Origin of the sequence: Serratia sp. CY37869, assembly GCF_052168895.1 — a bacterium.
Taxonomy (GTDB): Bacteria; Pseudomonadota; Gammaproteobacteria; order Enterobacterales; family Enterobacteriaceae; genus Serratia; species Serratia ureilytica.
Genome location: NZ_JBJNLU010000006.1, coordinates 60,050 through 81,750, shown reverse-complemented (window position 1 = coordinate 81,750; position 21,701 = coordinate 60,050). Strand labels below are relative to the sequence as shown.

Below are 21,701 nucleotides of genomic sequence, written 5' to 3'. Positions count from 1 at the left end.
CTCCTTTTATTATTTCCGTACCAGTACGCAAAGCGAGCGCGCGGCCTGGTGCCAGGCGGGCAATACCGCCCGTGAGTCTTCCTGAGTGAACGGGGCGACAACCTGCCAATCGCCTTCCGGCAACCTCATCTCCGTCGTTTGCGGCGTGGCGTTGATCAGCAGCAGCCAGCGCTGCGACAGCAGGATCTGCATGAGCGGCTCGCCCTGCTCCCACTGCTGCGCGTCGAGCGCCTGCCCTTGCGCGTTCAGCCACTGCACGCTGCCGTCGTCCTGCTGCCACCAGCGGTCCTGCTGCAGCGCGGGGATCTGGCGGCGCAGCGCGATCAGCGCCGCGACGTAATCGGTCAGCGCGTCGTCCGCCGTGGCCCAATCGAGCCAGGTGGTGGCGTTGTCCTGACAATAGGCATTGTTGTTCCCCTGCTGGCTGTGTCCCTGTTCATCGCCGGCCAGCAGCATCGGCGTTCCCTGGGACAGCAACAGCGTGGCGAGCATCGCCCGCTGGCTGGCCCTGCGGCGTTGCACAATGGCGTCGTCGGCGACCAGGCCTTCGACGCCGTGGTTGTTGCTGAAATTGCGATCGCTACCGTCGCGGTTGCCCTCGCCGTTGGGCTGATTGTGTTTCTCATTGAAGCTGACCACGTCCTGCAGGGTAAAACCGTCATGGGCGGTCAGCATGTTGACAGTGGCGTAAGGCGCTCGCCCGCGCTGGTTATACAGATCGCTGGAAGCGGCAAAACGCCGGGCGAACTGGCCGAGCGACACGCCGCTCTGCAGCCAGAAACGACGCATGTCATCGCGGTAATGATCGTTCCATTCGGCAAAGCGGCCGGGAAACGCCCCCACCTGATAGCCGCCGGGGCCAATGTCCCAGGGTTCGGCGATCAGCTTGCAGCGCGACAGCACATCGTCCGCCAGCATCGCCTGGAACAGCGGCGCATCGCGATCGAACCCCGGCGTGCGGCCGAGCACGCTGCCCAGATCGAAACGGAAGCCGTCGACGTGGCACTCCCGCACCCAAAAACGCAGGCAATCCATCACCCAGGCCACGCCCTGCGGCTGATCCAACCGCAGCGTGTTGCCGCAGCCGGTGTCGTTGACATAGTCCCCTTCGGGCGTCAGCCAGTAGTAGCTCAGGTTATCGATGCCGCTCAGCGACAGCATCGGCCCGTCCATATCCAGCTCGGCGCTGTGGTTGAACACCACGTCGAGGATCACCTCGATGCCGGCTTTGTGCAGCGCCTTGACCGCATCGCGGAATTCGTTCAGCGGCGTGGCATCGGTGCTCAGGCTGGCGTAGCGGTTGTCCGGCGCATAGGGCGCCAGCACGTTATAGCCCCAATAGTTGATCAGCCCCAACCGCTGCAGGCGCGGTTCGGAGGTATGTTGCTGCACCGGCAGCAGTTCCAGCGCGGTGATGCCGAGGCGTTTGAAGTGGGCGATCATCGCCGGGTGCCCCAATGCGGCGAAGCTGCCGCGCAGCGCCGGCGGGATCTGCGGGTGCAGCAGCGTCAGGCCGCGCACGTGCGCTTCGTAAATCACCGTCTGTCCCCAGGGCGTGGCAGGCGGGCGATCGTCCTGCCAGTCATACTGTTCGTCCACCACCACGCACTTCGGCATCAGCTCCGCGCTGTCGTGCGGGTCCGGCTGCTCGTAACCGCCGTGCAGGTGCGGGTGATCCGCCACCGGCCCTTCCACCGCGCGCGCGGCCGGATCGAGCGCCAGTTTGTTGGGGTTGAAACGCTGTCCGTTCGCCGGGTCAAACGGGCCGTAGACCCGGTAACCGTAACGTTGCCCCGGCCTGCCGCCCGGTAAGTAGCCATGCCAGATATCGCCGCTGCGCGCCGGCAGCGGCAGGCGCACTTCGCGCTGCTGGCCGTCGAACAGGCACAGCTCCACCCGCTCGGCGTGCGCCGAGTACAGGGTAAAGTTGATGCCTTCGCCGTCGTAATGCGCGCCCAGCGGCGCGGCGAGGCCGGCCGTCAGCTCCGTCATGGCGCCTCCCGCAGCAGATAAATGGTCGCCAGCGGCGGCAGCGTTACGCAGATGGAGAAGTCGCGGCCGTGGCTGCCGACCGCTTCGGAAGAGACCCGCCCCTGATTGCCGGCGTTGCTGCCGTGATAGTGGTGCGAATCGGTATTGAGGATCTCGCGGTAGTCACCGGCGCGCGAGAGGCCGATGCGGTAGCGGTAGCGCGGCACCGGGGTAAAGTTGCTGATGGCGATCAGCTCATTGCCCTGCGAATCGTAGCGCGCGAACGCGAACACCGAGTTGTCGTGATCGTCGACCACCAGCCAATCGAAGCCGTCAGGCCGGTAGTCGCGCTCGTACAGCGGCGCCTGCTGCCGGTAGCAGTGGTTCAGATCGCGCACCAGCCGCTGCACGCCGTTATGCCAGTTATCCAACCCTTCCAATAAATGCCAGTCGAGGCTGGTATCGAAATTCCACTCGCGCCCCTGTGCGAATTCGCAGCCCATAAACAGCAGCTTCTTGCCCGGATGCGCCCACATAAAGCCGTAATAGGCGCGCAGGTTGGCGAATTTCTGCCAGGCGTCGCCCGGCATACGGTCGAGGACCGATTTTTTGCCGTGCACCACTTCATCGTGCGAGATAGGCAACACGAAGTTCTCGGTATAGGCGTACAGCATGCCGAAGGTCATCTGGTTGTGGTGATACTTGCGGTGCACCGGATCGCACTTCATGTAATTGAGCGTGTCGTGCATCCAGCCGAGGTTCCATTTGTAGTGGAACCCAAGGCCGTTGGCGTCCGGCGGCAGGGTGACGCCGGGATAGTCGGTGGATTCCTCCGCCAGCGTCACCGCGCCCGGCTGCGCCTGGCCGATAGTCTGGTTGGTATAACGCAGGAAGGCGATGGCCTCCAGATTCTCGTTGCCGCCGTAGTAATTCGGCACCCACTCGCCGTCGGCGCGGCTGTAGTCGCGATAGATCATCGACGCCACCGCATCCACCCGCAGCGCGTCGATGCCGAAGCGCTCCAGCCAATACAGCGCGTTGCCCGCCAGGTAGTTGCGCACCTCGTGGCGACCGTAGTTGTAAATCAGCGTATTCCAGTCCTGATGGTAGCCCTCGCGCGGATCGGCGTATTCGTACAGCGCAGTGCCATCGAAATTCGCCAGGCCGTAGGCGTCGCTGGGGAAGTGCCCCGGCACCCAGTCGAGGATCACGTTGATGCCCGCCTCATGCGCCGCCGCCACAAACGCCCTGAAGTCGGCCGGCGTGCCGAAGCGCCGGGTCGGCGCATACAGCCCCAGCGGCTGGTAGCCCCAGCTGCCGTCGAACGGGTGCTCGTTGACCGGCAGCAGCTCGATATGGGTGAATCCCATGTCCTTCACATAGTCGATCAGCTGCACCGCCAGTTCACCGTAGCTGAGCCAAAAGTGGTTATCGGTGTGGCGGCGCCATGAGCCGAGATGCACCTCGTAAATGGCGATCGGCTGGTCAAAATCGTTGGCGCGGCGGCGCGCCGGCGTCGACGGCACCACCTCCGGCAGCGGCGCCACCAGCGAGGCGGTATCCGGGCGCATCTGCGCCTCAAAGGCGTAAGGATCGGCTTTCAGTTGGGTATTGCCATAGCAATCGACGATTTCATATTTGTACAGCTGCCCGGCCCGCACGCCGGGCAAGAACAGCTCCCAGATGCCGTTCTCACGCCGCAGACGCATCGGGTGGCGGCGGCCGTCCCAGAAGTTGAATTCCCCCACCACCGAGACGCGCTGCGCGTTGGGCGCCCAGACCGCAAAGCTGACGCCGTCGACGCCATCCAGCGTGACGAGGTGAGCGCCCAGCCGTTCATAGGGGCGCAGATGCGTGCCTTCGGCCAATAACCAACTGTCGATATCCTGCAGCAGCGGGCCGAACCGGTAGGGATCGTCGACGATCTGTTGATGATCGCGCCAGCTGACCTGCAGCTGATAGCGGAAAGGATTTTTTCGCCGCGGCACCACGGCGCTGAAGAAACCGCGCGGATCGTCGCAGTTCAGCTGCACCAGTCGCCGGCCGGTTTGCTGTTCCACCAGCCAGACTGCGCCGGCGTCCGGCAGCAGCGCGCGCACTTGCAGACCGTTATCGGTCGCATGCATGCCAAGCAGAGCAAAGGGATCGGCGTAATGGCCGGAGATGATCTGATCAATCACGTCACGATCGGGAAGTACAGGCATAGTCTTCTTCCTTAGATTAACAGCATGATCTAAGCACGGCTTGTTGGTTATTCCTTGGCCGTTTTGGTCATCATGCAATGCATTCGGACTCTAAAGCGTGATTGCGGTCGGTTATTGACCAATCTTTACTCTGCCGACCTGAATTTCGCTCTTTATGCTTATTTTTTGAAATATTTCAGTCATGGTGAAAAAGTGTTCACCCCTGCGTTAAGCATAGCCAATGTCTGTTAAAAACTGCTCGGCATTGGTGAGGAAAATTCTTCATTAAGAAAACTGCCAGCCTGACGGCATCTGCATGTGGCGGCCGACGAGAAGAGATGCGGGGTACAGCCCAATGAAACGAGACTTGCGATAACGCTGCCCGACGCGGCGCGCAGCGAACAAAAAAGCGGAAAATAAGGCGTTAGGGGGCTGAAAGCGCTCAGCCCCCAGGAAGTGCGGGTTTACAACAAAGTACAGAAGCAGCAGGTATCGCCTATTCCAAAGCAGAGATCACCTTCTCAAGAAACGATCGCGCCGTGTATCCCCATGGCGCTGGTGCAAACTCCCCATCAGCAAGTTCAGCAACAGCAAGTTCAAGCTGTTGTTCCTCAGGATATTGCGCCAGCAACGCTCGTGCTTCATCGACGGTTTTTCTCACTGTCGCGGTATTTTCCGTCTCCCGATAAGAGGCCAGGATCTCTTCTACAGACTCTCCAAATAAATCATAATCTTGCCCAAAAAAAACACGCACAAGTGTACCGAGATTAGCGACTGAAAAGCCCATAGGGTCCCTTATCTGATAATGGGGTAAGCGGTTAAAATGTAATACGGCTTACCGTTGTAAATTTTCTTTAGCAAGACAACCCGCACGCTGTTGGACGTTAATTGAATTGTGCTTCCTTGCCTGTAGCCAAAACCAACCGCTTTACCCACCTTATGCGTGAGTTCAAGCACGTTGGCCGAAGTAGGCTGTTGCGCCCAGCGCTTAATAAGCGCGTTATTCACTTTCAACGCCCGACTAATCGCGTCTTCAGCAGTACGTAAATCTGTAAATGTCGAGGCTGACTGTAAACCAGGACTCTTTGCCAAGCGCTCCAGCAGCTCTTCTGAACTTTTAGCAACATGCTTAGCAATAGTGTGCCCACCTCCTTTTGCACCGGCTATAGACTCGTGTTCAAGCAATTTTAATTGCCCCACCCGAACGGAAGCCACGCGTACAGCGCCTAAAGCGGTTGCAAACACCAAAGGAACGGCAATATCTACCGTTAAACCGACGTTGTAAGCCATATCTTCGTCGGCCCCCAGACTCTGAGCCAGCAAAACCGCCGACTTGTAAGTGTCTGTAGTCAATGATCGGCCGGTAATGATCTGATTTGATGCGGTTTTTATGCTATCCATGCTATGAGTGCCAACGACCACGCATCCCACTTTGGTTAACAATGTTGGGTCAGGCGCATAGCACATCACCCCAGCCCCAAGAAGTTCGACGACTCCCCCCGCTAAACCCAGCCCCCCATGAGCCGATTACCCCAGGTTTCCCCTTCTGTGACCGTGCTATCCGACATCACGGCCGCTAGCTGCACGGGTGAAAGCGCGACCTGCAATCCTTCGTTGGAAATCATATCCCTATACCTGCGCTATGTTGCCAATGCGCTTATAAATATCACAGGGAAGATTAACTTGTAACCACATTCAGACCATACCGACATGACTCCGCTCATATGAAAAAGCCCGCAATAAGCGGGCTTTGAAATACAACAGATGAACTGGCGAGCGGGTTTACAGCAGGATGCGCAGCATGCGGCGCAGCGGCTCGGCCGCGCCCCACAGCAGTTGGTCGCCCACGGTGAACGCCGACAGGTACTCCGGCCCCATATTCAGCTTGCGCAGACGGCCGACCGGCGTATTCAGCGTGCCGGTCACCGCCGCAGGCGTCAGTTCGCGCATGGTCAGCTCGCGGTCGTTCGGGATCACGCGCACCCAGTCGTTGTGCGTCGCCAGCATCTGCTCGATTTCCGGCAGCGACACGTCTTTTTTCAGCTTCAGGGTGAACGCCTGGCTGTGGCAGCGCAGCGCGCCCACGCGCACGCACAGGCCATCGACCGGGATCACGCTGCCGGTGTTGAGGATCTTGTTGGTCTCCGCCTGGCCTTTCCACTCTTCGCGGCTCTGGCCGTTGTCGAGCTGCTTGTCGATCCACGGGATCAGGCTGCCGGCCAGCGGCACGCCGAAGTTGTCGGTCGGCAGTTTGCCGCTGCGGGTCGCCTCGGTCACCTTGCGTTCGATATCCAGAATGGCGGAGGCTGGATCCTGCAGCTCTTTCGCCACATCGGCGTGCAGCATGCCCATTTGGGTCAGCAGTTCGCGCATGTGGCGAGCGCCGCCGCCGGAGGCCGCCTGGTAGGTGGCGACCGACGCCCACTCCACCAGATCGTTGGCGAACAGGCCGCCGAGGGACATCAGCATTAGGCTGACGGTGCAGTTGCCGCCGACGAAGGTTTTGATGCCTTTGTCCAGGCCCTGCTGGATCACCGCGTGGTTGACCGGATCCAGAATGATGATGGCGTCATCCTGCATGCGCAGCGACGAGGCCGCGTCGATCCAGTAACCCTGCCAACCGCTGGCGCGCAGCTTAGGGTAAACTTCGTTGGTATAATCGCCGCCCTGACAGGTAATAATGATATCGAGCGCGCTCAGGGCGTCGATGTCATAGGCATCCTGCAGCGTGCCCTGCTGGCCGCCGAAGGCCGGCGCGGCAGAACCGTGCTGCGAGGTGGAGAAAAAGACCGGGCGAATGGCGTCGAAATCGCGCTCTTCCGTCATGCGTTGCATGAGAACCGAGCCGACCATTCCGCGCCAACCGATGAAACCAACGTTTTTCATAATATCTGTGTCCCGCCCGGATAAGGGCTTATTAGGTGATAACGAGTTGTGTGCAATATCTCCTCACCTTACAAAATGTCGGCGCGGGCGCAAAGTGAATTTATTCGATGGCTGGGGATTTCTCAGCAATCCTTCTTATAGGCAAGGACGCGGCCGAAAAGGCCGAGGCGTTTTCCCGATCACGAGGTCACCATGACAGAGATGATTTCCGCTACGGTATTGCTGTTTTTAATTATGGATCCGCTGGGCAACCTGCCGATTTTCATGTCGGTGCTCAAACACCTGGAACCGCGCCGCCGCCGCGTGGTGTTGATTCGCGAGCTGCTGATCGCCCTGCTGCTGATGCTGATCTTCCTGTTCGCCGGCGAGAAAATTCTGGCGTTCCTCAACCTGCGCACCGAAACCGTCTCCATTTCCGGCGGCATCATCCTGTTTCTGATCGCCATCAAGATGATTTTCCCCTCGCAGGAAGGAAACAGCTCCGGGCTGTCCGCCGGCGAGGAGCCGTTCCTGGTGCCGCTGGCGATCCCGCTGGTGGCCGGGCCGTCGATTCTGGCTGCATTGATGCTGCTGTCGCACCAGTATCCACATCAGCTGCCCCATCTGGTGGCGGCGCTGTTGATCGCCTGGGGCCTCTCTGCGGCCATTTTGCTGATGTCGAACCTGTTCCTGCGCCTGCTGGGCAGCAAAGGCGTCAGCGCGCTGGAGCGGTTGATGGGGCTGATTCTGGTGATGCTGTCGACCCAGATGTTCCTGGACGGCGTGCGGGCTTACATGAAGCTGTAGGCGCCTGGCGGCGCCGACAACGGCCCGCGCTCAGCGGGCGGTAACGCGGCGAATATAGGCGAGCGTATCGGCGACCACGCCGTCCAGCGGCTGGTTGATGTCGATCGCTTGCACATCCGGCTCCTGCTCGCCCGGCTCTTCCAACGTGGCGAACTGCGAAACCAGCATCTGCGGTTTGAAGAAATGACCTTTGCGCTGCTTCAGGCGCTCCTCGATCACCGCTTTGTCGCCTTTCAGGTAGAGGAAATGCAGGTTGCTATTCCCTTCGCGCAGGCGGTCGCGATAGCTTTTTTTCAGCGCCGAGCAGACCAGCAGCGACACGGGATTGGTGCGTTGCATGGCGAAGATGGCGTCATTCAAGGCCGCCAGCCACGGGGCGCGATCGTTGTCGTCCAGCGCGTGCCCGGCAGCCATTTTGTTGATGTTGGCGCGCGGATGCAGATAATCGCCGTCCAGCATGGCAGCCTCGGCCTCGTGGGCGACGGCGCTGGCCACGGCGGATTTACCGCTGCCGGACACCCCCATCAGGATAAATACGTGATTCTGCGGATTACTCATTGTGTCATGCCCTTATGGGAACTGGCGCGAGCGCCAAATGCGTCCCAACTGATAAAGATACTCTGGAACGCCGACGCCCCGCAGGGCGTCGGATAACGATTATACGACCGTCGCCAGCAGCAGGCAGCCCACCAGGCCACACACCGAGATGATGGTTTCCAGCACCGACCAGGATTTGATGGTTTCCATGATGCTCAGGTTGAAGTACTCCTTGAACAGCCAGAAGCCCGGATCGTTAACGTGCGAGAAGATAACGCTGCCGGAACCGACCGCAATCACCATCAGCTCAGGGCTGACGCCGGTGGTGGCGATCAGCGGGGCGACGATGCCGCCGGCGGTGATCGCCGCCACGGTGGCGGAACCCAGCGCCAGACGCAGCGCGGCGGCGATCGACCAGGCCATCAGGATCGGCGAAACGTTGCTGCCTTCCATCAGGCCGGCGATGTACTGCTCGACGCCGCTGTCCACCAGCACCTGTTTGAAGGCGCCGCCGCCGCCGATGATCAACAGCATCATGGCGATGATTTTAATCGAGTCGGTGATGGTGCCCATCACTTCATCCATGGTGCGGCCGCGGTTCAGGCCGAAGGTGAAGATGGCGATCAGCACGGCGATCAGGGTCGCCATCACCGGGTCGCCGAAGAACTCGGCGAAGCGCAGCAGGCTGTGGCCCTTCGGCAACACCATTTCAGCCACCGCGCGCAGCGCCATCAGGATCACCGGCACCAGCGACGTGGCGACGCTGACGCCAAAGCTCGGCATCTCCGCGTCGGTAAAGGTTTTCGGGTTGTACAGGCCTTCCGGCACCGGCTTGTCGATGCCTTTCAGGAAGCGGGCATAGACCGGGCCGGCCAGGATCACCGTCGGGATCGCCAGCAGCGTGCCGTACAACAGGGTTTTACCCATGTCGGCATGGAAGATGGTGGCGATAGCGGTCGGGCCCGGGTGCGGCGGCAGGAAGCCGTGAGTCACCGACAGCGCAGCGGCCATCGGCACGCCGACGTACAGCAGCGGAATGCGCGCGGAGGCGGCGATGGTGAACACCAGCGGCAGCAACAGCACGAAGCCCACTTCGTAGAACAGCGCGAAGCCGACGGTGAAACCGGTCAGCACCACCGCCCATTGAATGTGTTTTCTGCCGAACTTGTCGATCAGCGTGGTGGCGATGCGCTGTGCGCCGCCGCAGTCCGCCAGCAGCTTGCCGAGCATGGCACCGAAGCCCATGATCAGCGCCAGGCTGCCCAGCGTGCCGCCCACGCCGGCCTTGATGGAGCCGATGACCTTATCGACCGGCATCCCCTGTGCAATCCCGACCGCCAGAGCAACCAGAACCAGAGAGATAAAGCCGTTCAGCTTGAAGCGGATCATCAGCAGCAGCAGCAGCGCTACGCCGCCTGCAACAATCACTAATGGCATAGTTTTTCTCCAACCTTTTATCGCGACTCTCTTTACAATAGGCGTAAAGCGTGCGGTTGTTTTATTTTTAGGCTCTTTCCCGGTGTTTAAGAAGAGCTGTAGGTGTTGTTGATTCAGAGGTTCAGTCTTGCAGCAAGATGACCGCCCACTCGTTGTTACCGGTATCATGATACCGGTAACAACATAAGCCTCGGAACCGGGTAAGCGGCTAAAATTCGCGTTCTGGGACAGAGATCAAACTTATGTCGGCAACGAGCGGCGGGCTTACAGGCGGGATAACCAGCGCGCCTCAGGACGCGCTGCAAAAAGAAAGGGTGTTAAAACAGAACGTTAAAATGGCTCAGATGCTGCCGCCTGGGATCACGGTGAAACCGACGTCCACCATGCGCGGGCACACCGTTTCACCACGCAGCCGGGCCAGCAAGCGCTCGGCGCCGATCTGCCCCATGCGTTCGCGCGGCGTCAGCACGCTGGCCAGCTTCGGCACCATCACCTGACCGATGTCATGGCCGTGGAAACCGGCGATCGCCATGTCCTGCGGGATCGACAGCCCCTGTCGCTGGCACTCGAAGGCCGCGCCGATCGCCAGGTCATCGTTGGTGCAGAAGATACTGTCGATCTGCGGATAATCGCGCTGCGCCTGGCGCAGCAGCTCGCCGCCGGCGGAATAGGAGGAAGATCGCGCGGTCATGATGCTGTAAGGCTCCAGACCGGATTCACGCATCGCCTGCTCATACCCCTGCTGCTTGATGAGGGTACGTTCATCCTGGCGGGCGCCGAAATAGACCACGTGACGGTGGCCGTGCGCGATGATCTGCTGGGTCATCTGGCGCGCCGCCTCGAAGTTGTTGAAGCCCACCGCCAGATCGATGCACGGCGAGACGCAGTCCATCAGCTCTACCACCGGAATGCCCGCCACCTCGATCATTTTCAGGGTGCGCGGCGTGTGATGGCGCTCAGACAGGATCAAACCGTCGATATTGTAAGACAGCAGCGAGGTCAGACGCTCTTCTTCACGCTCCGGCAGGTAGCCATAGTGCGCCAGCATGGTCTGGTAGTTGTGCGCGTCGGTCACGCTTTCGATGCCGCGCAGCACTTCGGCGAACACCTGGTTGGTCAACGACGGCAACAGCACGCCAATCGCCCGGCTGGTGGCGTTGGAGAGGATGTCCGGCGCGCGGTTGGGGATGTAGCCCAGCTCATCCAGCGCGACGGCGATTTTTTGCTGCAGGGCGGCGGAAACCTGGTCGGGATTGCGCAGATAACGGCTCACCGTCATCTTGGTCACGCCCACCTTGTCCGCCACATCCTGGAGTACCGGCCGTTTTTTCTTCATTATCAATGAACTGACTAACCGTGAATGGGCAGTCATTTTAGCAAAAAAAACGGCGGGCCGATATTGTCGGTTATGCGACGGCCAACGCAAAAAGGGCTCACACCGTGAGCCCTTCATACGCAGACAAAGGGGAAAAAGCGTGGTTTTTCCCCTTTGTGATTGTCAGCCGAAAATCAATAAATTGATTTTCCTTGTTTTTATATGTTTTGCCGGCGTTAAGTCAGGCAGCGTCATCAGGCTTGTCGTTAACCTCAAGGGCTCACACCGTGAGCCCTTGATATTTACCGCTTAATCACACCGGCGGCAGATCGAACAGCAGGATTTCGCTCTCTTCGTCGGCCTGAATCGTCAGCGCAGATTCATCCCACACCGCGAACGCGTCGCTGATGCCGGCGGTCTGGCCGTTGACCGAGACCTTACCGCGCACCACCTGGATCCAAACGCGACGGCCGGCGGCGATCGGGCATTCCCCCTGCTCGCCTTTATTCAGCGCCCAACGCGACAGCGTCATATCCTGGAACACCTTCAGCGAGCCGTCACGCGCATCCGGCGACAGCACCAGCTGACGGCCCTGCGGCGCGTCGAACATGCGCTGCTCGTAGCGTGGCTCAAGCCCGACCTGATCCGGGATGATCCAAATCTGGTACAGGTGCAACGGACGATCCTGATTGGCGTTGTACTCAGAGTGACGCACCCCGGTGCCCGCACTCATGATCTGGAATTCGCCGGCCTGGATCTGCTCCTTGTTGCCCATGCTGTCCTGATGTTCCACCGTGCCGCTCAGCACATAGGTCAGGATTTCCATGTCTTTATGCGGGTGGGTACCGAAACCCTGCCCTGCGTCGATCATATCTTCGTTGATCACCCGCAGCGCCGAGAACCCCATAAAGTTCGGATCGTAGTAATCGGCAAATGAGAAGGTGTGCCAGCTATCCAGCCAGCCATGATTGGCGTGGCCGCGGTCTTCCGCTTTACGTACATAAATCATATTCAACTCTCCTCAATGTTTTTTTACAGTCTAGTCCTGCCAGCAGAATAAGAAAGCGTAAAAAACTCATGCCTCTGTTCAAAAATTTCGATGGAATGGAACAGCGGATGGGCAGCGGATTTGTTGAAGGCGGAAACGGCTGAAAAACGGCAAAAAAAAAGCCAGCACCCGAGCTGGCTAAGTAAACACTGGAAGCAATGTGAGCAATGTCGTGCCTTCGCAGCGAGAGTATCAAGGGTTGATGCCCTCCCCGGAACGCATCGCAATAATAATCATTATCATTCGCACCTGTAAAGCGTTTTTTTTGACCCGTTCAAATAATATTGACTCAAGGCAGTAAACGGATAAATTCAGAGGTTATTCAACCGGTAAGCAAAAGGAGCAGCGACATGAGCGAGATCGTGATACGCCACGTGGAAACAACGGATGCGCAAGCCCTGCATCATCTTTATTCGCAGACACCCGTCTATCGCGATACGCTGCAGCTCCCGCTACCGTCCGTCGAGTCCTGGCAGAAGCGCCTCGCCAATCCCGAACCGGGCACGCATAACCTGGCGGCCATCATCGACGGGCAGCTTGCCGGCCAGTTGGTTGTGATGCTGAATCAACGCGTTCGCCGCCGCCACGTCGCCACCTTCGGCATCGGCGTCGATCCGCGCTACCACGGCAAAGGCGTCGGTAGCCGCCTGATGCAGGCGATGATCGACCTGTGTGACAACTGGGCGGCCATTGAGCGCATCGAACTGACGGTGTTCACCGACAACCCGGCGGCCATCGCGCTATACCGCAAATTCGGTTTCGAGATAGAGGGCACCAGCCGCGCCTATGCCATGCGCGACGGCGTGCTGGTCGACGCCTACCATATGGCGCGTTTGCGCTCCGGGCAGCCGTACGGCGATGCGTAATATTCCCCACCCGCAGGGGCCGCTGTGCCGGCCCCTGCATATCAACCGCCGAACCTTTTTACAAGCGCTGGCCGGCCTGACCGCCGCCGTCGGCATATTCTCTCCTCTCACCCCATTAGGTGCCGCTATGCCAACTCCCGCCGCCGGGCGCCCAGGCGCTCGCAACCTGATTACCGATGTGCCGGGCCTGAAGGTCGGCGTGGCGCAGGACAGCCGGGTGCGCACCGGCGCGACGGTTATCCTGCCGGACAGCCCGGCGATTGCTGCCGTGGACGTGCGCGGCGGCGGCCCCGCCACCCGGGAAACCGACGCGCTGGGTGAGGACAATTTGGTACAGACCATCGATGCGCTGACGTTCAGCGGCGGCTCGGTTTACGGTCTGGCGGCGGCGGATGGCGTCGCAGCCTGGCTGGGGCAACAGGGTAAAGGCTACGCGCTGCGCCCGGCACCCGGCGTGCCGGTCTCCCCTATCGTGCCCACCGCCTGCCTGTACGATCTGGCCAACGGCGGCGACAAAAACTGGCAGCTCACGCCGCCGTATCGCCAGTTGGGCATCGAGGCGGTCGGCAAAGCCGGCCTGGATTTTCCGCTGGGCACCGTCGGCGCCGGCTACGGCGCCATGACCGGCATGGGCAAGCTGAAAGGCGGCCTCGGTTCGGCGTCTATCGCCGCCGCCAACGGCGCTACCGTCGGCGCGCTGGTGGCGGTCAACAGCCTGGGTGCGGTGGTAGCGCCCGGCACCCGCGCTTTCTGGGCGACGCCCTATGAAATTGACGGTGAATTCGGCAACGGCGGCGCGGCGGCGCTGGCGCAACTACGCGCTCAGGGCGAAGACTGGATGGTGCAAGAGCCGCAGGGCGGCAGAAAGAACACCACCCTGGCCTGCATCGCCACCGATCTGGCGCTGACGCGCGTGGAGTTGAAACGGGTGGCCATCATGGCGCAAGACGGCATGGCGCGCGCTATTCGCCCGCTGCACAGCCCGTTTGACGGCGACGTGGTGTTCGCCCTGTCCACCGGGCAGCGCGAAGTACAGGGCAGCCGCGAACTGGCGGTGCTGCAAATCGGCGCGCTGGCGGCGGACACCCTCGCTCGGGCGATCGCCCGTGGCGTGTATGCCGCCACACCGTGGCCAGGCAGCCAGGTTGCCACCTGGCGAACGCTCGGCGGCTAACGCGCCGCCATCAAAAAGGGGCGCTGGCGGCGCCCCTCGAGTTTTATTGCCCCTTACCGCTTAAATGCCGGCGGTTTCCCGAATATAGCGGCGCGCTTTCACAGCATACTCGAACGGGTTGGCCAGCGCCGGATCCTGCTCGGCTTCCACCACCATCCATCCCTTGTAACCGCGCTCGTCCAGCAGCTTGAACACCGGCCTGAAGTCGATCACGCCATCACCCGGCACGGTAAAGGTGCCCTTCTTCACGCCGTCGAGGAAGCTCAGCTTGTTGGCCTTCACTTCCGCCACCACCTCATCGCGCACGTCCTTCAGATGGACGTGGTTGATGCGCGGCAGATACTTCTCCAGGATCGCCATCATCGCCTGCTGGCTGCCTTCCGAATAGTAGGCGTGGCCGGTATCGAACAGCAGGTAGACGTCGTCGTTGACCATGCTCATGTAGCGATCGATTTCGGCGGTGGTCTGAATGCCGGTGCCCATGTGGTGATGCAGACACACCTGCATGCCTTTGCCGGCGGCGATCTTCGCCAGCTCGTTGTAACCGTCGGCCACCCGCCGCCACTCTTCATCGCTGAAGTACGGCTTCTCTTCGAACACGCCTTTGGTGGTGCCCTGAATGCTCTTGCTCTGTTCAGAACAGCCGATCACCCTGGCGCCCATGGCATGCAGGAAATTCATGTGGTTGATAAATTCATCGATGGTTTTGTCTTTCTGACCATCGGCGAAAAAGGTGCTGAACCAGGCGTTGCAGATCTGGATGCCGCGAATATCCAGCATCGGCTTCAGCACCGCCGGATCGCGCGGATATTTGCTGCCCACTTCGCTGCCGGTGAAGCCAGCCAGCGCCATTTCGCTGACGCACTGCTGAAAGGTGTTTTCCTTGCCCAGATCGGGCATATCGTCGTTGGTCCAGCCGATCGGCGCAATGGCCAATTTCACGTTGTCTTTATTCATGGTCTGCCTCGGTCCTTGGAGGGCCGCCGGTGCAAACGCCGCCGGCGAGCCGAATAAGATTAGTTGCCCAACAGCTCTCTTTCGATGCGCTCTCTGGTCGCCACCGCCTGGCTCGGCATCTTTTCCGGATAGCCGAACAGCGAGGTGCAGATGATCGATTCGCCGCCGACCTTGAAGCTGCGGTTGGCGAATTCCATGTCGCGCAGCGTCTGGAACAGGGCATCGAAATTCACCTCGCCTTCGCCGATGCCGACATGCTGGTGCACCGCGGCGTCAACGCCCGGCGGGTTGACGATATAACGGCAATGCTTGGTGTGGTTCATGGTGTCGGCGATCAGCACGTGGGAAAGATCGTCCCCGGCGTACTTCAGCATGCCGGCCACGTCGCCCTGCCCCTTGTCGTAGTAGAAGGTGTGCGGCACGCTGTAGAGGTATTTGACGTGGTCGCTGCGCAGCGATTTCACCAGATCGGCGGTTTCGTTGCTCAGCTCACAGAAGTCCCACGGATGCGACTGGATCTCCATACGGATGCCCTCACGCTCGACGATCGGCAGCAGCTCCTCCATCGAGCGATACCACAGCTCCTCGCAGATCTCCGGCTCGTTGGGGTTACCGGCCAACTCGGTGTTGATCACCTGCACGCCCATCTCCACCGCGATTTCGATCATCCGTCGCCAGTTTTTGACCGCCGCCTGGCGGCGATCTTCCCCCGGCCCGGACCAGCGATACACCACGATAAATGAGGATATTTCCACGCCGGTCGCTTTCAGGGCGTTTTTATACTCCGCCATGATTTCGCGGCTGGCCTTCGGATGCTTGTAAAACGGGTTGATCTGCGGGTGCGGCGACTGCTCGATGTACTTATAGCCCCAGTCCGCCACCTGCTGAACCATTTTGGTCACGCCCAAATCCCGGATAACGTCGACATCAAAAGCGATCTTCATGGTCACTCCTCTGCAATCGTGGGTACGGGGTTCAAGCCGATGGCTTGTTGTAAAACGCCGGGCGCGCCGGCAGGGTCACCGGTACGATCTCGCCGCTGAGCTGGGCCGCCACGCAGGCGTCGGCGGTCACGGCGGCGGCGTAGCCGTCCCAGGCGGAAGGCCCGGTCAGTTGGCCCGCGGCCACGTCGTTGATGAACCCCTGCAGCTCGACGTCATAGGCGTCGATAAAGCGATCCTTCCAGTCGGTCAGAATTTCGGTCGACAGGCGGGCGCCGCTGCGCAGCTGCACCGAGGACGGCTCCGGCAGTTTAGCGATGCCGGTTTCCCCCACCACTTCACACTGAATGTCGTAGCCGTACTGGCAGTTGACGAAAATCTCGACGTCGATGCGGGTGCCTTTGGCGGTTTCGAACAGCACAATCTGCGGATCTTTCAGATGCGGGAACGCCTTCGGGCTCTTGCGCGGGAACACCACCTGCACCGACACATAGTCGTCGTCGAGCAGCCAGCGCAGCACGTCGATTTCGTGGATCAGGGTGTCGGTGATCGCCATATCGGTGGTGTAAGCCTCGCCGACCGTCGGGTTGCGGTGCGCGCAGTGCAACATCAGCGGTTCGCCGATCTGGCCGCTGGTCAGCACCTGTTTCAGCGCGCGATAGCCCTGGTCATAGGGGCGCATAAAGCCGACCTGCACCAGCCGCTTGCCGTACTTCGCTTCGGCATCGACGATGTTTTTGCAGCCCTGCGCGGTCACCGCCAGCGGTTTCTCGCAGAACACCGGTTTGCCGGCGGCGATGGCCGCCAGCACGAATTCTTCGTGACTCGGCCCCCAGGAGGTGACCAGCACCGCCTGCACGTCGGCGGCCTTGATCAGATCGTGGCCGCTGTCATACACCCGCGCATCCAGCTGCAGATCGTTCACCGCCTTGGCGGCGTTGTCGCGATTGATGTCGTTCACCGCCACGACGCGGGCGCCCTGCAAAACTTGACTGCAGCGACGGATATGATCGCGGCCGATGGCGCCGGTGCCGATAACCCCAATGTTCAAAGTCATTTTCGCTACCCTCTGGAAAGTGTGTTGTGTTCGAAAACGAATCAGTAATCGCGCGCCTTATCGATGTTTTCCTGCAGTTTGCGCGCCACTGCGACGATTTTTTCGCTGTCGGCCACCTGAGCGCCGCCCACGCGCCACCAGCTGAGGTACTTGTGCACCATGGTCTTCGGCAGCACTTTGATGTCGAGCAGCGTGGACACGGTTTGCCTGCGGGCGTCGGCCAGCGCGTCGAGCAGCTGCTGCTCGGTGGTGACGCGATAGGTTTTGCACCCGTAAGCCGCCGCCAGCATGGCGAAATCGACCGGCACCAGTTTGCCGTCGAGCTTGCCGCCCTCTGGATTACGGAAGCGGAATTCGGTGGTGTAGCTGTCCATGCCGTGCTCCATCTGCAGGTTGTTGATGCAGCCGTTGGTCATGTTGTCGAACAGCACCACGTTGATCTTGCAGCCTTCCTGAATCGAGGTGACCAGCTCGGAATGGAGCATCATGAAGGCGCCGTCACCCACCATCGCGTACACCTCGCGCTGCGGCTCGGCCAGCTTGACCCCCAGCGCAGCGTTCACCTCGTACCCCATGCAGGAGTAACCGTATTCCACGTGGTAACCGTGCTCGCCATGGTTGTGCCACACCCGCTGCAGGTCGCCCGGCAGGCTACCGGCGGCGGCGACAATCACGCTGTCCGGCGGCAGCTCACGGTTCAGCACCCCCAGCACCCGGCTTTGCGTCATCGCCGAGTCGGTCTGCGCGATAAATTCGGCGAACACCCGCTCGCGATCGAGGTGATCGTCGATCTCCGGTACAAAACCCGCGCCGCCGTATTCCACCGCGTAAACCCGCTCGGTCTCTTCACGCTGGGCTGCGCGCGCCGCGGCGATGGCGTCGCCCCAGCCGGCGCGGTAGTCAGCCTGCGCCAGCAGCGCGCCCAATGCGTTCAGGGCCTCGCGGGCGTCCGCCAGCACCTGCACGCCGTCGAGCTTGCCGGCGTCAAAGGCGCTGACGTTGATATTGAGGAAGTTAACGTCCGGGTGTTGGAACAGCCATTTGGACGAGGTGGTGAAATCGGTGTAACGGGTACCGACGCCGATCACCAGATCGGCCTGCCGGGCCAACGTGTTGGCCGCCAGGCAGCCGGTTTCCCCGATGCCACCGAGGTTGAATGCATGGTCGCTCGGCACCGTGCCTTTGCCGGCCTGGGTTTCGGCAAACGGAATGCCGAAGCGCTCGGCAAATTCGCGCAGCGCCCGCCCGGCCTGCGAGTATTTCACGCCGCCGCCGCACACCAGCAGCGGTTTGCGTTTGGCCGTCAGCAGCGCCAAGGCGTCCGCCAACATGCCGTCGGTCGCCGGGCGGCGATCGAGCCGGTGCACGCGTTTTTGGAAGAAATAGTCGGGGTAGTCGTAGGCTTCCCCCTGCACGTCCTGCGGCAGACACAGCGTCACCGCGCCGGTTTCCGCCGGATCGGTCAGCACGCGCATCGCGTTGATGCAGGCGCTCATCAGCTGTTCCGGCCGCACGATGCGGTCCCAGTACTTGCTCACCGCGCGGAACGCGTCGTTGGTGCTGATGCTGAGATCGTAAGACTGTTCGATTTGCTGCAGCACCGGATCCGGCTGGCGGGAAGCGTAAACGTCGCCTGGCAGCAGCAATAAAGGGATGCGGTTGGCGGTGGCGGTAGCCGCGGCGGTGATCATATTGGCGGCGCCGGGGCCGACCGAGGAGGTGCAGGCGTAAATCTGCCGGCGCAATTTCTGCTTGGCGAAGCCGATCGCCGCGTGGGCCATCCCCTGTTCGTTGCGGCCCTGGTGCACCCGCAGATCGCCACTATCCTGTTCCAGCGCTTGCCCCAACCCCAGTACGTTGCCGTGGCCGAAAATCGCGAAAATGCCCGCGACGAATTTGGTTTCCACCCCGTCGGCCAGCAGATACTGGTTATCGAGAAATCTGACGAGCGCCTGCGCCATGGTTAGCCTGATCTTGCCCATTTACTCACCCTTTAGATTGAGGGCCGCCCCGGAAAGGGCTCGCGCCGAGCCGACAATCCCGTGTTTGTGTTACGCGGCGGCAGCTATTATCTTGAGCAGGCGATGCCCGCTGCTCACGAAGTCGACAACCTGAAACGTGAAGCGATTATAAACAAATATATTTTTCATAAAATCACATTACAGAAGAAACATTTCATTTTGCGATAAAGATCGCATATTAGATGAAAAGCCCGTTTCATCTCGTGGTTTGGCCTTTACCGGCTTAGCGCCGCGCACCAGCCGGGGAATGCCATCAGCACGCAGGGCGACCGTCTTTCATCCTGCCCCGGCGCCTCTTTGCCACACGCCCTCCGCCACCCTCTCATGGCGACTTAATCCGCTTTTTCCGCTCCTCCGTCGATGTTTTAAATGCATCACATTTTTGGGGTGTAAATTTCATTCCATATTGAAATTGAAATTTTCATTCCCCATACTGTTCCCATGCTTCCTGCAAGGCGCCACGCTCGGGCCGCCGCCGGAGTTTTGCTTAAACAGAAGGAAACGGGTATGGCTACACAAGAAAAACAGCTTGATGTCATTTGTCTCGGGCGCATCGCCGTCGATTTCTATGCTCAGCAGATCGGCGCGCGTCTGGAAGACGCCGGCACATTCGCCAAATACCTCGGCGGCTCTTCCGGCAACGTGGCCTACGGCACCGCCATTCAGGGGTTGAAATCCGGCATGCTGGCCCGCGTCGGCGATGAACACATGGGCCGCTTTCTGCGTGAAGAGCTGCAGCGCGTCGGGGCCGATACCCGCTGTCTGATCACCGACAAACACCGGTTAACCGGCCTGGTGATCCTCGGCATCAAGGATCAGGAAACCTTCCCGCTGATCTTCTACCGCGAAAACTGCGCGGACATGGCGCTGACGCCGGACGACATCGACGAAACCTACATCGCCAGCGCGCGCGCGCTGGCCATCACCGGCACGCACCTGTCGCACCCGAACACCCGCGCCGCCGTGTTGAAGGCGCTGGAATACGCGCGCCGCCACGGTTTGCGCACCGCGCTCGACATCGATTATCGCCCGGTGCTGTGGGGGCTGACGTCGCTGGGCGACGGCGAAACCCGCTTTGTGGAATCGGCACAGGTGACCCGCGAGCTGCAGGAAGTGCTGCACCATTTCGATCTGATCGTCGGCACCGAAGAGGAATTTCATATCGCCGGCGGCAGCACCGATACGCTGACGGCGCTGAAAAACGTGCGCCGGACGACCGCGGCCACGCTGGTGTGCAAGCGCGGCGCGCAGGGCTGCTCGGTGTTCGAAGATGACATCGCCGACGACTGGGCGCAGGTGAAGCTGCACGCCGGCGTGCGGGTGGAGGTGCTGAACGTGCTGGGGGCCGGCGACGCCTTTATGTCCGGTCTGCTGCGCGGCTATCTGAACGATGAGGGTTGGGATCAGGCCTGCCGCTACGCCAACGCCTGCGGCGCATTGGTGGTCTCGCGCCACGGCTGCGCGCCGGCCATGCCGACCAAACGGGAGCTGGACGACTACCTGCAGCGTGAACAACAGGTCACGCGCCCGGACCGCGACGCGCGCCTGAACCACCTGCACCGGGTCACCACCCGCAAGCAACAGTGGCCGGAACTGTGCGTGTTCGCCTTCGATCACCGCAAGCAGCTGGCGGACATGGCGCGCGAAGCCGGCGTCGGCGAGGAACGCATCCCGCGTCTGAAGACCCTGCTGCTCACTGCGGCGCGACAGGCCGCCGCGCAGGCCGGGCTCAACGGCAACAGCGGCATTCTGGCCGACACCACCTACGGGCAGGCGGCGCTGAACGAAATCACCGGCCAGGGATGGTGGATCGGCCGGCCGGTGGAGCTGCCCAGCTCGCGCCCGCTGCGCCTGGAGCACGGCAATATCGGCTCGCAATTGATCGACTGGCCGCAGGAGCACGTGGTGAAGTGCCTGGTGTTTTATCACCCACACGACGCGGCGGAACTGCGCCGCGAACAGGATGCGCTGATCGCCGACGTCTACCGCGGCTGCTGCAAATCCGGCCATGAGCTGCTGCTGGAGGTGATCCTGCCGGACGGCAATGCCGACAAGGACGAGCGCTATTACCTGGAGATGATTGAACACTTCTACCAGTTGGGCATTCAGCCGGACTGGTGGAAACTGCCGCCGCTGAGCGCGGAAAACTGGCAGCGGGTCGGCGCGCTGATCGACGCCTGCGATCCCGACTGCCGCGGCGTGCTGATCCTGGGGCTCGACTCCCCGGAGGCGGTGCTGAAGGCGGGCTTTGCCGCCGCCGCAGATGCGCGCTGGGTGAAAGGTTTCGCCGTCGGCCGCACCATTTTCGGCCAACCTTCGCGCCGCTGGCTACAGGGGGAAATCGACGACGCGGCCCTGATCGAGCAGGTGAAACAAAAATACCTGACGCTGATCGGTTTCTGGCGCCAGTACCGTCCGCAGGCGGGCGGCGCGCACTGACAGCAACAGCAGGTTCACGTCCCCTTAAGGCCATTTCGCCGCTTTAAGGGGATTTTTTTGCCCATTTTCTGTGAAGTCGCGCA

General features: G+C 60.9%; 17 protein-coding genes. 4 read left to right on the top strand and 13 right to left on the bottom strand.

Annotation, left to right across the window (positions count from 1 at the left end; genetic code table 11):
- Positions 1-9: 9 nt before the first annotated feature.
- From glgX to asd, 5 genes are all read right to left on the bottom strand, one after another.
- On the bottom strand, positions 10-1,992 hold the full coding sequence (glgX, locus tag ACJ8J1_RS23210) for a glycogen debranching protein GlgX (RefSeq protein ID WP_033645309.1): 1,983 nt from the start codon (positions 1,990-1,992) through the stop codon (positions 10-12).
- The gene (glgB, locus tag ACJ8J1_RS23205) at positions 1,989-4,175 is read right to left on the bottom strand and encodes a 1,4-alpha-glucan branching enzyme (RefSeq protein ID WP_442520432.1); all 2,187 of its coding nucleotides are present in this window, start codon (positions 4,173-4,175) and stop codon (positions 1,989-1,991) included. The genes glgX and glgB overlap by 4 nt, the downstream gene beginning before the upstream one ends.
- A gap of 475 nt (positions 4,176-4,650) precedes the next feature.
- Complete coding sequence (locus ACJ8J1_RS23200; RefSeq protein ID WP_033645311.1) at positions 4,651-4,941, bottom strand: contact-dependent growth inhibition system immunity protein; 291 nt, start codon at positions 4,939-4,941, stop codon at positions 4,651-4,653.
- Between the two features lie 8 nt (positions 4,942-4,949).
- Positions 4,950-5,555 carry an RNase A-like domain-containing protein gene (locus ACJ8J1_RS23195; RefSeq protein WP_232096335.1) on the bottom strand — a complete coding sequence of 202 codons (606 nt, stop codon included), beginning with the start codon at positions 5,553-5,555 and terminating at the stop codon, positions 4,950-4,952.
- 381 nt (positions 5,556-5,936) lie between these two features.
- Positions 5,937-7,040 (bottom strand): aspartate-semialdehyde dehydrogenase, encoded by a 1,104-nt coding sequence (gene asd, locus ACJ8J1_RS23190; RefSeq protein ID WP_016930397.1) that lies wholly within the window; start codon positions 7,038-7,040, stop codon positions 5,937-5,939.
- Positions 7,041-7,232: 192 nt separating this feature from the next.
- On the opposite strand from asd, the gene ACJ8J1_RS23185 reads away from it, so the two are divergent.
- A complete protein-coding gene (locus tag ACJ8J1_RS23185) occupies positions 7,233-7,826 on the top strand; it encodes a YhgN family NAAT transporter (protein WP_025159894.1) in 594 nt (197 codons plus the stop codon).
- A 30-nt stretch (positions 7,827-7,856) separates the two neighbouring features.
- Here ACJ8J1_RS23185 and gntK read toward each other — a convergent pair whose 3' ends face one another.
- The 4 genes from gntK to ACJ8J1_RS23165 all read right to left on the bottom strand — a co-directional run bounded on the left by gntK (position 7,857) and on the right by ACJ8J1_RS23165 (position 12,124).
- A complete protein-coding gene (gntK, locus tag ACJ8J1_RS23180) occupies positions 7,857-8,384 on the bottom strand; it encodes a gluconokinase (protein ID WP_033631893.1) in 528 nt (175 codons plus the stop codon).
- 99 nt (positions 8,385-8,483) lie between these two features.
- On the bottom strand, positions 8,484-9,800 hold the full coding sequence (gene gntT, locus ACJ8J1_RS23175) for a gluconate transporter (protein WP_016930400.1): 1,317 nt from the start codon (positions 9,798-9,800) through the stop codon (positions 8,484-8,486).
- A 340-nt stretch (positions 9,801-10,140) separates the two neighbouring features.
- The gene (gntR, locus tag ACJ8J1_RS23170; protein ID WP_033645312.1) at positions 10,141-11,136 is read right to left on the bottom strand and encodes a gluconate operon transcriptional repressor GntR; all 996 of its coding nucleotides are present in this window, start codon (positions 11,134-11,136) and stop codon (positions 10,141-10,143) included.
- A gap of 292 nt (positions 11,137-11,428) precedes the next feature.
- A complete protein-coding gene (locus ACJ8J1_RS23165) occupies positions 11,429-12,124 on the bottom strand; it encodes a pirin family protein (protein ID WP_025304570.1) in 696 nt (231 codons plus the stop codon).
- 389 nt (positions 12,125-12,513) lie between these two features.
- On the opposite strand from ACJ8J1_RS23165, the gene ACJ8J1_RS23160 reads away from it, so the two are divergent.
- Both ACJ8J1_RS23160 and ACJ8J1_RS23155 read left to right on the top strand, forming a co-directional pair.
- Positions 12,514-13,029 carry a GNAT family N-acetyltransferase gene (locus ACJ8J1_RS23160; protein WP_033645313.1) on the top strand — a complete coding sequence of 172 codons (516 nt, stop codon included), beginning with the start codon at positions 12,514-12,516 and terminating at the stop codon, positions 13,027-13,029.
- Positions 13,022-14,203, top strand: a complete 1,182-nt coding sequence (locus tag ACJ8J1_RS23155; protein ID WP_033645314.1) for a P1 family peptidase — start codon at positions 13,022-13,024, stop codon at positions 14,201-14,203. The genes ACJ8J1_RS23160 and ACJ8J1_RS23155 overlap by 8 nt, the downstream gene beginning before the upstream one ends.
- A 60-nt stretch (positions 14,204-14,263) precedes the next feature.
- Here ACJ8J1_RS23155 and iolE read toward each other — a convergent pair whose 3' ends face one another.
- Genes iolE through iolD form a run of 4 tightly spaced genes read right to left on the bottom strand, consistent with a single transcriptional unit; the run spans position 14,264 to position 19,140 of the window.
- Complete coding sequence (iolE, locus tag ACJ8J1_RS23150; RefSeq protein ID WP_033645315.1) at positions 14,264-15,160, bottom strand: myo-inosose-2 dehydratase; 897 nt, start codon at positions 15,158-15,160, stop codon at positions 14,264-14,266.
- A 59-nt stretch (positions 15,161-15,219) separates the two neighbouring features.
- Complete coding sequence (locus tag ACJ8J1_RS23145; protein ID WP_033645316.1) at positions 15,220-16,104, bottom strand: sugar phosphate isomerase/epimerase family protein; 885 nt, start codon at positions 16,102-16,104, stop codon at positions 15,220-15,222.
- Between the two features lie 31 nt (positions 16,105-16,135).
- On the bottom strand, positions 16,136-17,158 hold the full coding sequence (locus ACJ8J1_RS23140) for a Gfo/Idh/MocA family protein (RefSeq protein ID WP_033645317.1): 1,023 nt from the start codon (positions 17,156-17,158) through the stop codon (positions 16,136-16,138).
- A 41-nt stretch (positions 17,159-17,199) separates the two neighbouring features.
- A complete protein-coding gene (iolD, locus tag ACJ8J1_RS23135) occupies positions 17,200-19,140 on the bottom strand; it encodes a 3D-(3,5/4)-trihydroxycyclohexane-1,2-dione acylhydrolase (decyclizing) (RefSeq protein WP_033645318.1) in 1,941 nt (646 codons plus the stop codon).
- A 546-nt stretch (positions 19,141-19,686) separates the two neighbouring features.
- On the opposite strand from iolD, the gene ACJ8J1_RS23130 reads away from it, so the two are divergent.
- The gene (locus ACJ8J1_RS23130; protein WP_033645319.1) at positions 19,687-21,618 is read left to right on the top strand and encodes a bifunctional 5-dehydro-2-deoxygluconokinase/5-dehydro-2-deoxyphosphogluconate aldolase; all 1,932 of its coding nucleotides are present in this window, start codon (positions 19,687-19,689) and stop codon (positions 21,616-21,618) included.
- Positions 21,619-21,701: the final 83 nt, after the last annotated feature.

What these genes read in the sequence shown, in the direction of transcription:
- glgX (WP_033645309.1), bottom strand. Translation starts at nt 1,992, where the DNA reads ATGACGGAGCTGACGGCCGGCCTCGCCGCGCCGCTGGGCGCGCATTAC.
- glgB (WP_442520432.1), bottom strand. Translation starts at nt 4,175, where the DNA reads ATGCCTGTACTTCCCGATCGTGACGTGATTGATCAGATCATCTCCGGC.
- ACJ8J1_RS23200 (WP_033645311.1), bottom strand. Translation starts at nt 4,941, where the DNA reads ATGGGCTTTTCAGTCGCTAATCTCGGTACACTTGTGCGTGTTTTTTTT.
- ACJ8J1_RS23195 (WP_232096335.1), bottom strand. Translation starts at nt 5,555, where the DNA reads ATGGATAGCATAAAAACCGCATCAAATCAGATCATTACCGGCCGATCA.
- asd (WP_016930397.1), bottom strand. Translation starts at nt 7,040, where the DNA reads ATGAAAAACGTTGGTTTCATCGGTTGGCGCGGAATGGTCGGCTCGGTT.
- ACJ8J1_RS23185 (WP_025159894.1), top strand. Translation starts at nt 7,233, where the DNA reads ATGACAGAGATGATTTCCGCTACGGTATTGCTGTTTTTAATTATGGAT.
- gntK (WP_033631893.1), bottom strand. Translation starts at nt 8,384, where the DNA reads ATGAGTAATCCGCAGAATCACGTATTTATCCTGATGGGGGTGTCCGGC.
- gntT (WP_016930400.1), bottom strand. Translation starts at nt 9,800, where the DNA reads ATGCCATTAGTGATTGTTGCAGGCGGCGTAGCGCTGCTGCTGCTGCTG.
- gntR (WP_033645312.1), bottom strand. Translation starts at nt 11,136, where the DNA reads ATGAAGAAAAAACGGCCGGTACTCCAGGATGTGGCGGACAAGGTGGGC.
- ACJ8J1_RS23165 (WP_025304570.1), bottom strand. Translation starts at nt 12,124, where the DNA reads ATGATTTATGTACGTAAAGCGGAAGACCGCGGCCACGCCAATCATGGC.
- ACJ8J1_RS23160 (WP_033645313.1), top strand. Translation starts at nt 12,514, where the DNA reads ATGAGCGAGATCGTGATACGCCACGTGGAAACAACGGATGCGCAAGCC.
- ACJ8J1_RS23155 (WP_033645314.1), top strand. Translation starts at nt 13,022, where the DNA reads ATGCGTAATATTCCCCACCCGCAGGGGCCGCTGTGCCGGCCCCTGCAT.
- iolE (WP_033645315.1), bottom strand. Translation starts at nt 15,160, where the DNA reads ATGAATAAAGACAACGTGAAATTGGCCATTGCGCCGATCGGCTGGACC.
- ACJ8J1_RS23145 (WP_033645316.1), bottom strand. Translation starts at nt 16,104, where the DNA reads ATGAAGATCGCTTTTGATGTCGACGTTATCCGGGATTTGGGCGTGACC.
- ACJ8J1_RS23140 (WP_033645317.1), bottom strand. Translation starts at nt 17,158, where the DNA reads ATGACTTTGAACATTGGGGTTATCGGCACCGGCGCCATCGGCCGCGAT.
- iolD (WP_033645318.1), bottom strand. Translation starts at nt 19,140, where the DNA reads ATGGGCAAGATCAGGCTAACCATGGCGCAGGCGCTCGTCAGATTTCTC.
- ACJ8J1_RS23130 (WP_033645319.1), top strand. Translation starts at nt 19,687, where the DNA reads ATGGCTACACAAGAAAAACAGCTTGATGTCATTTGTCTCGGGCGCATC.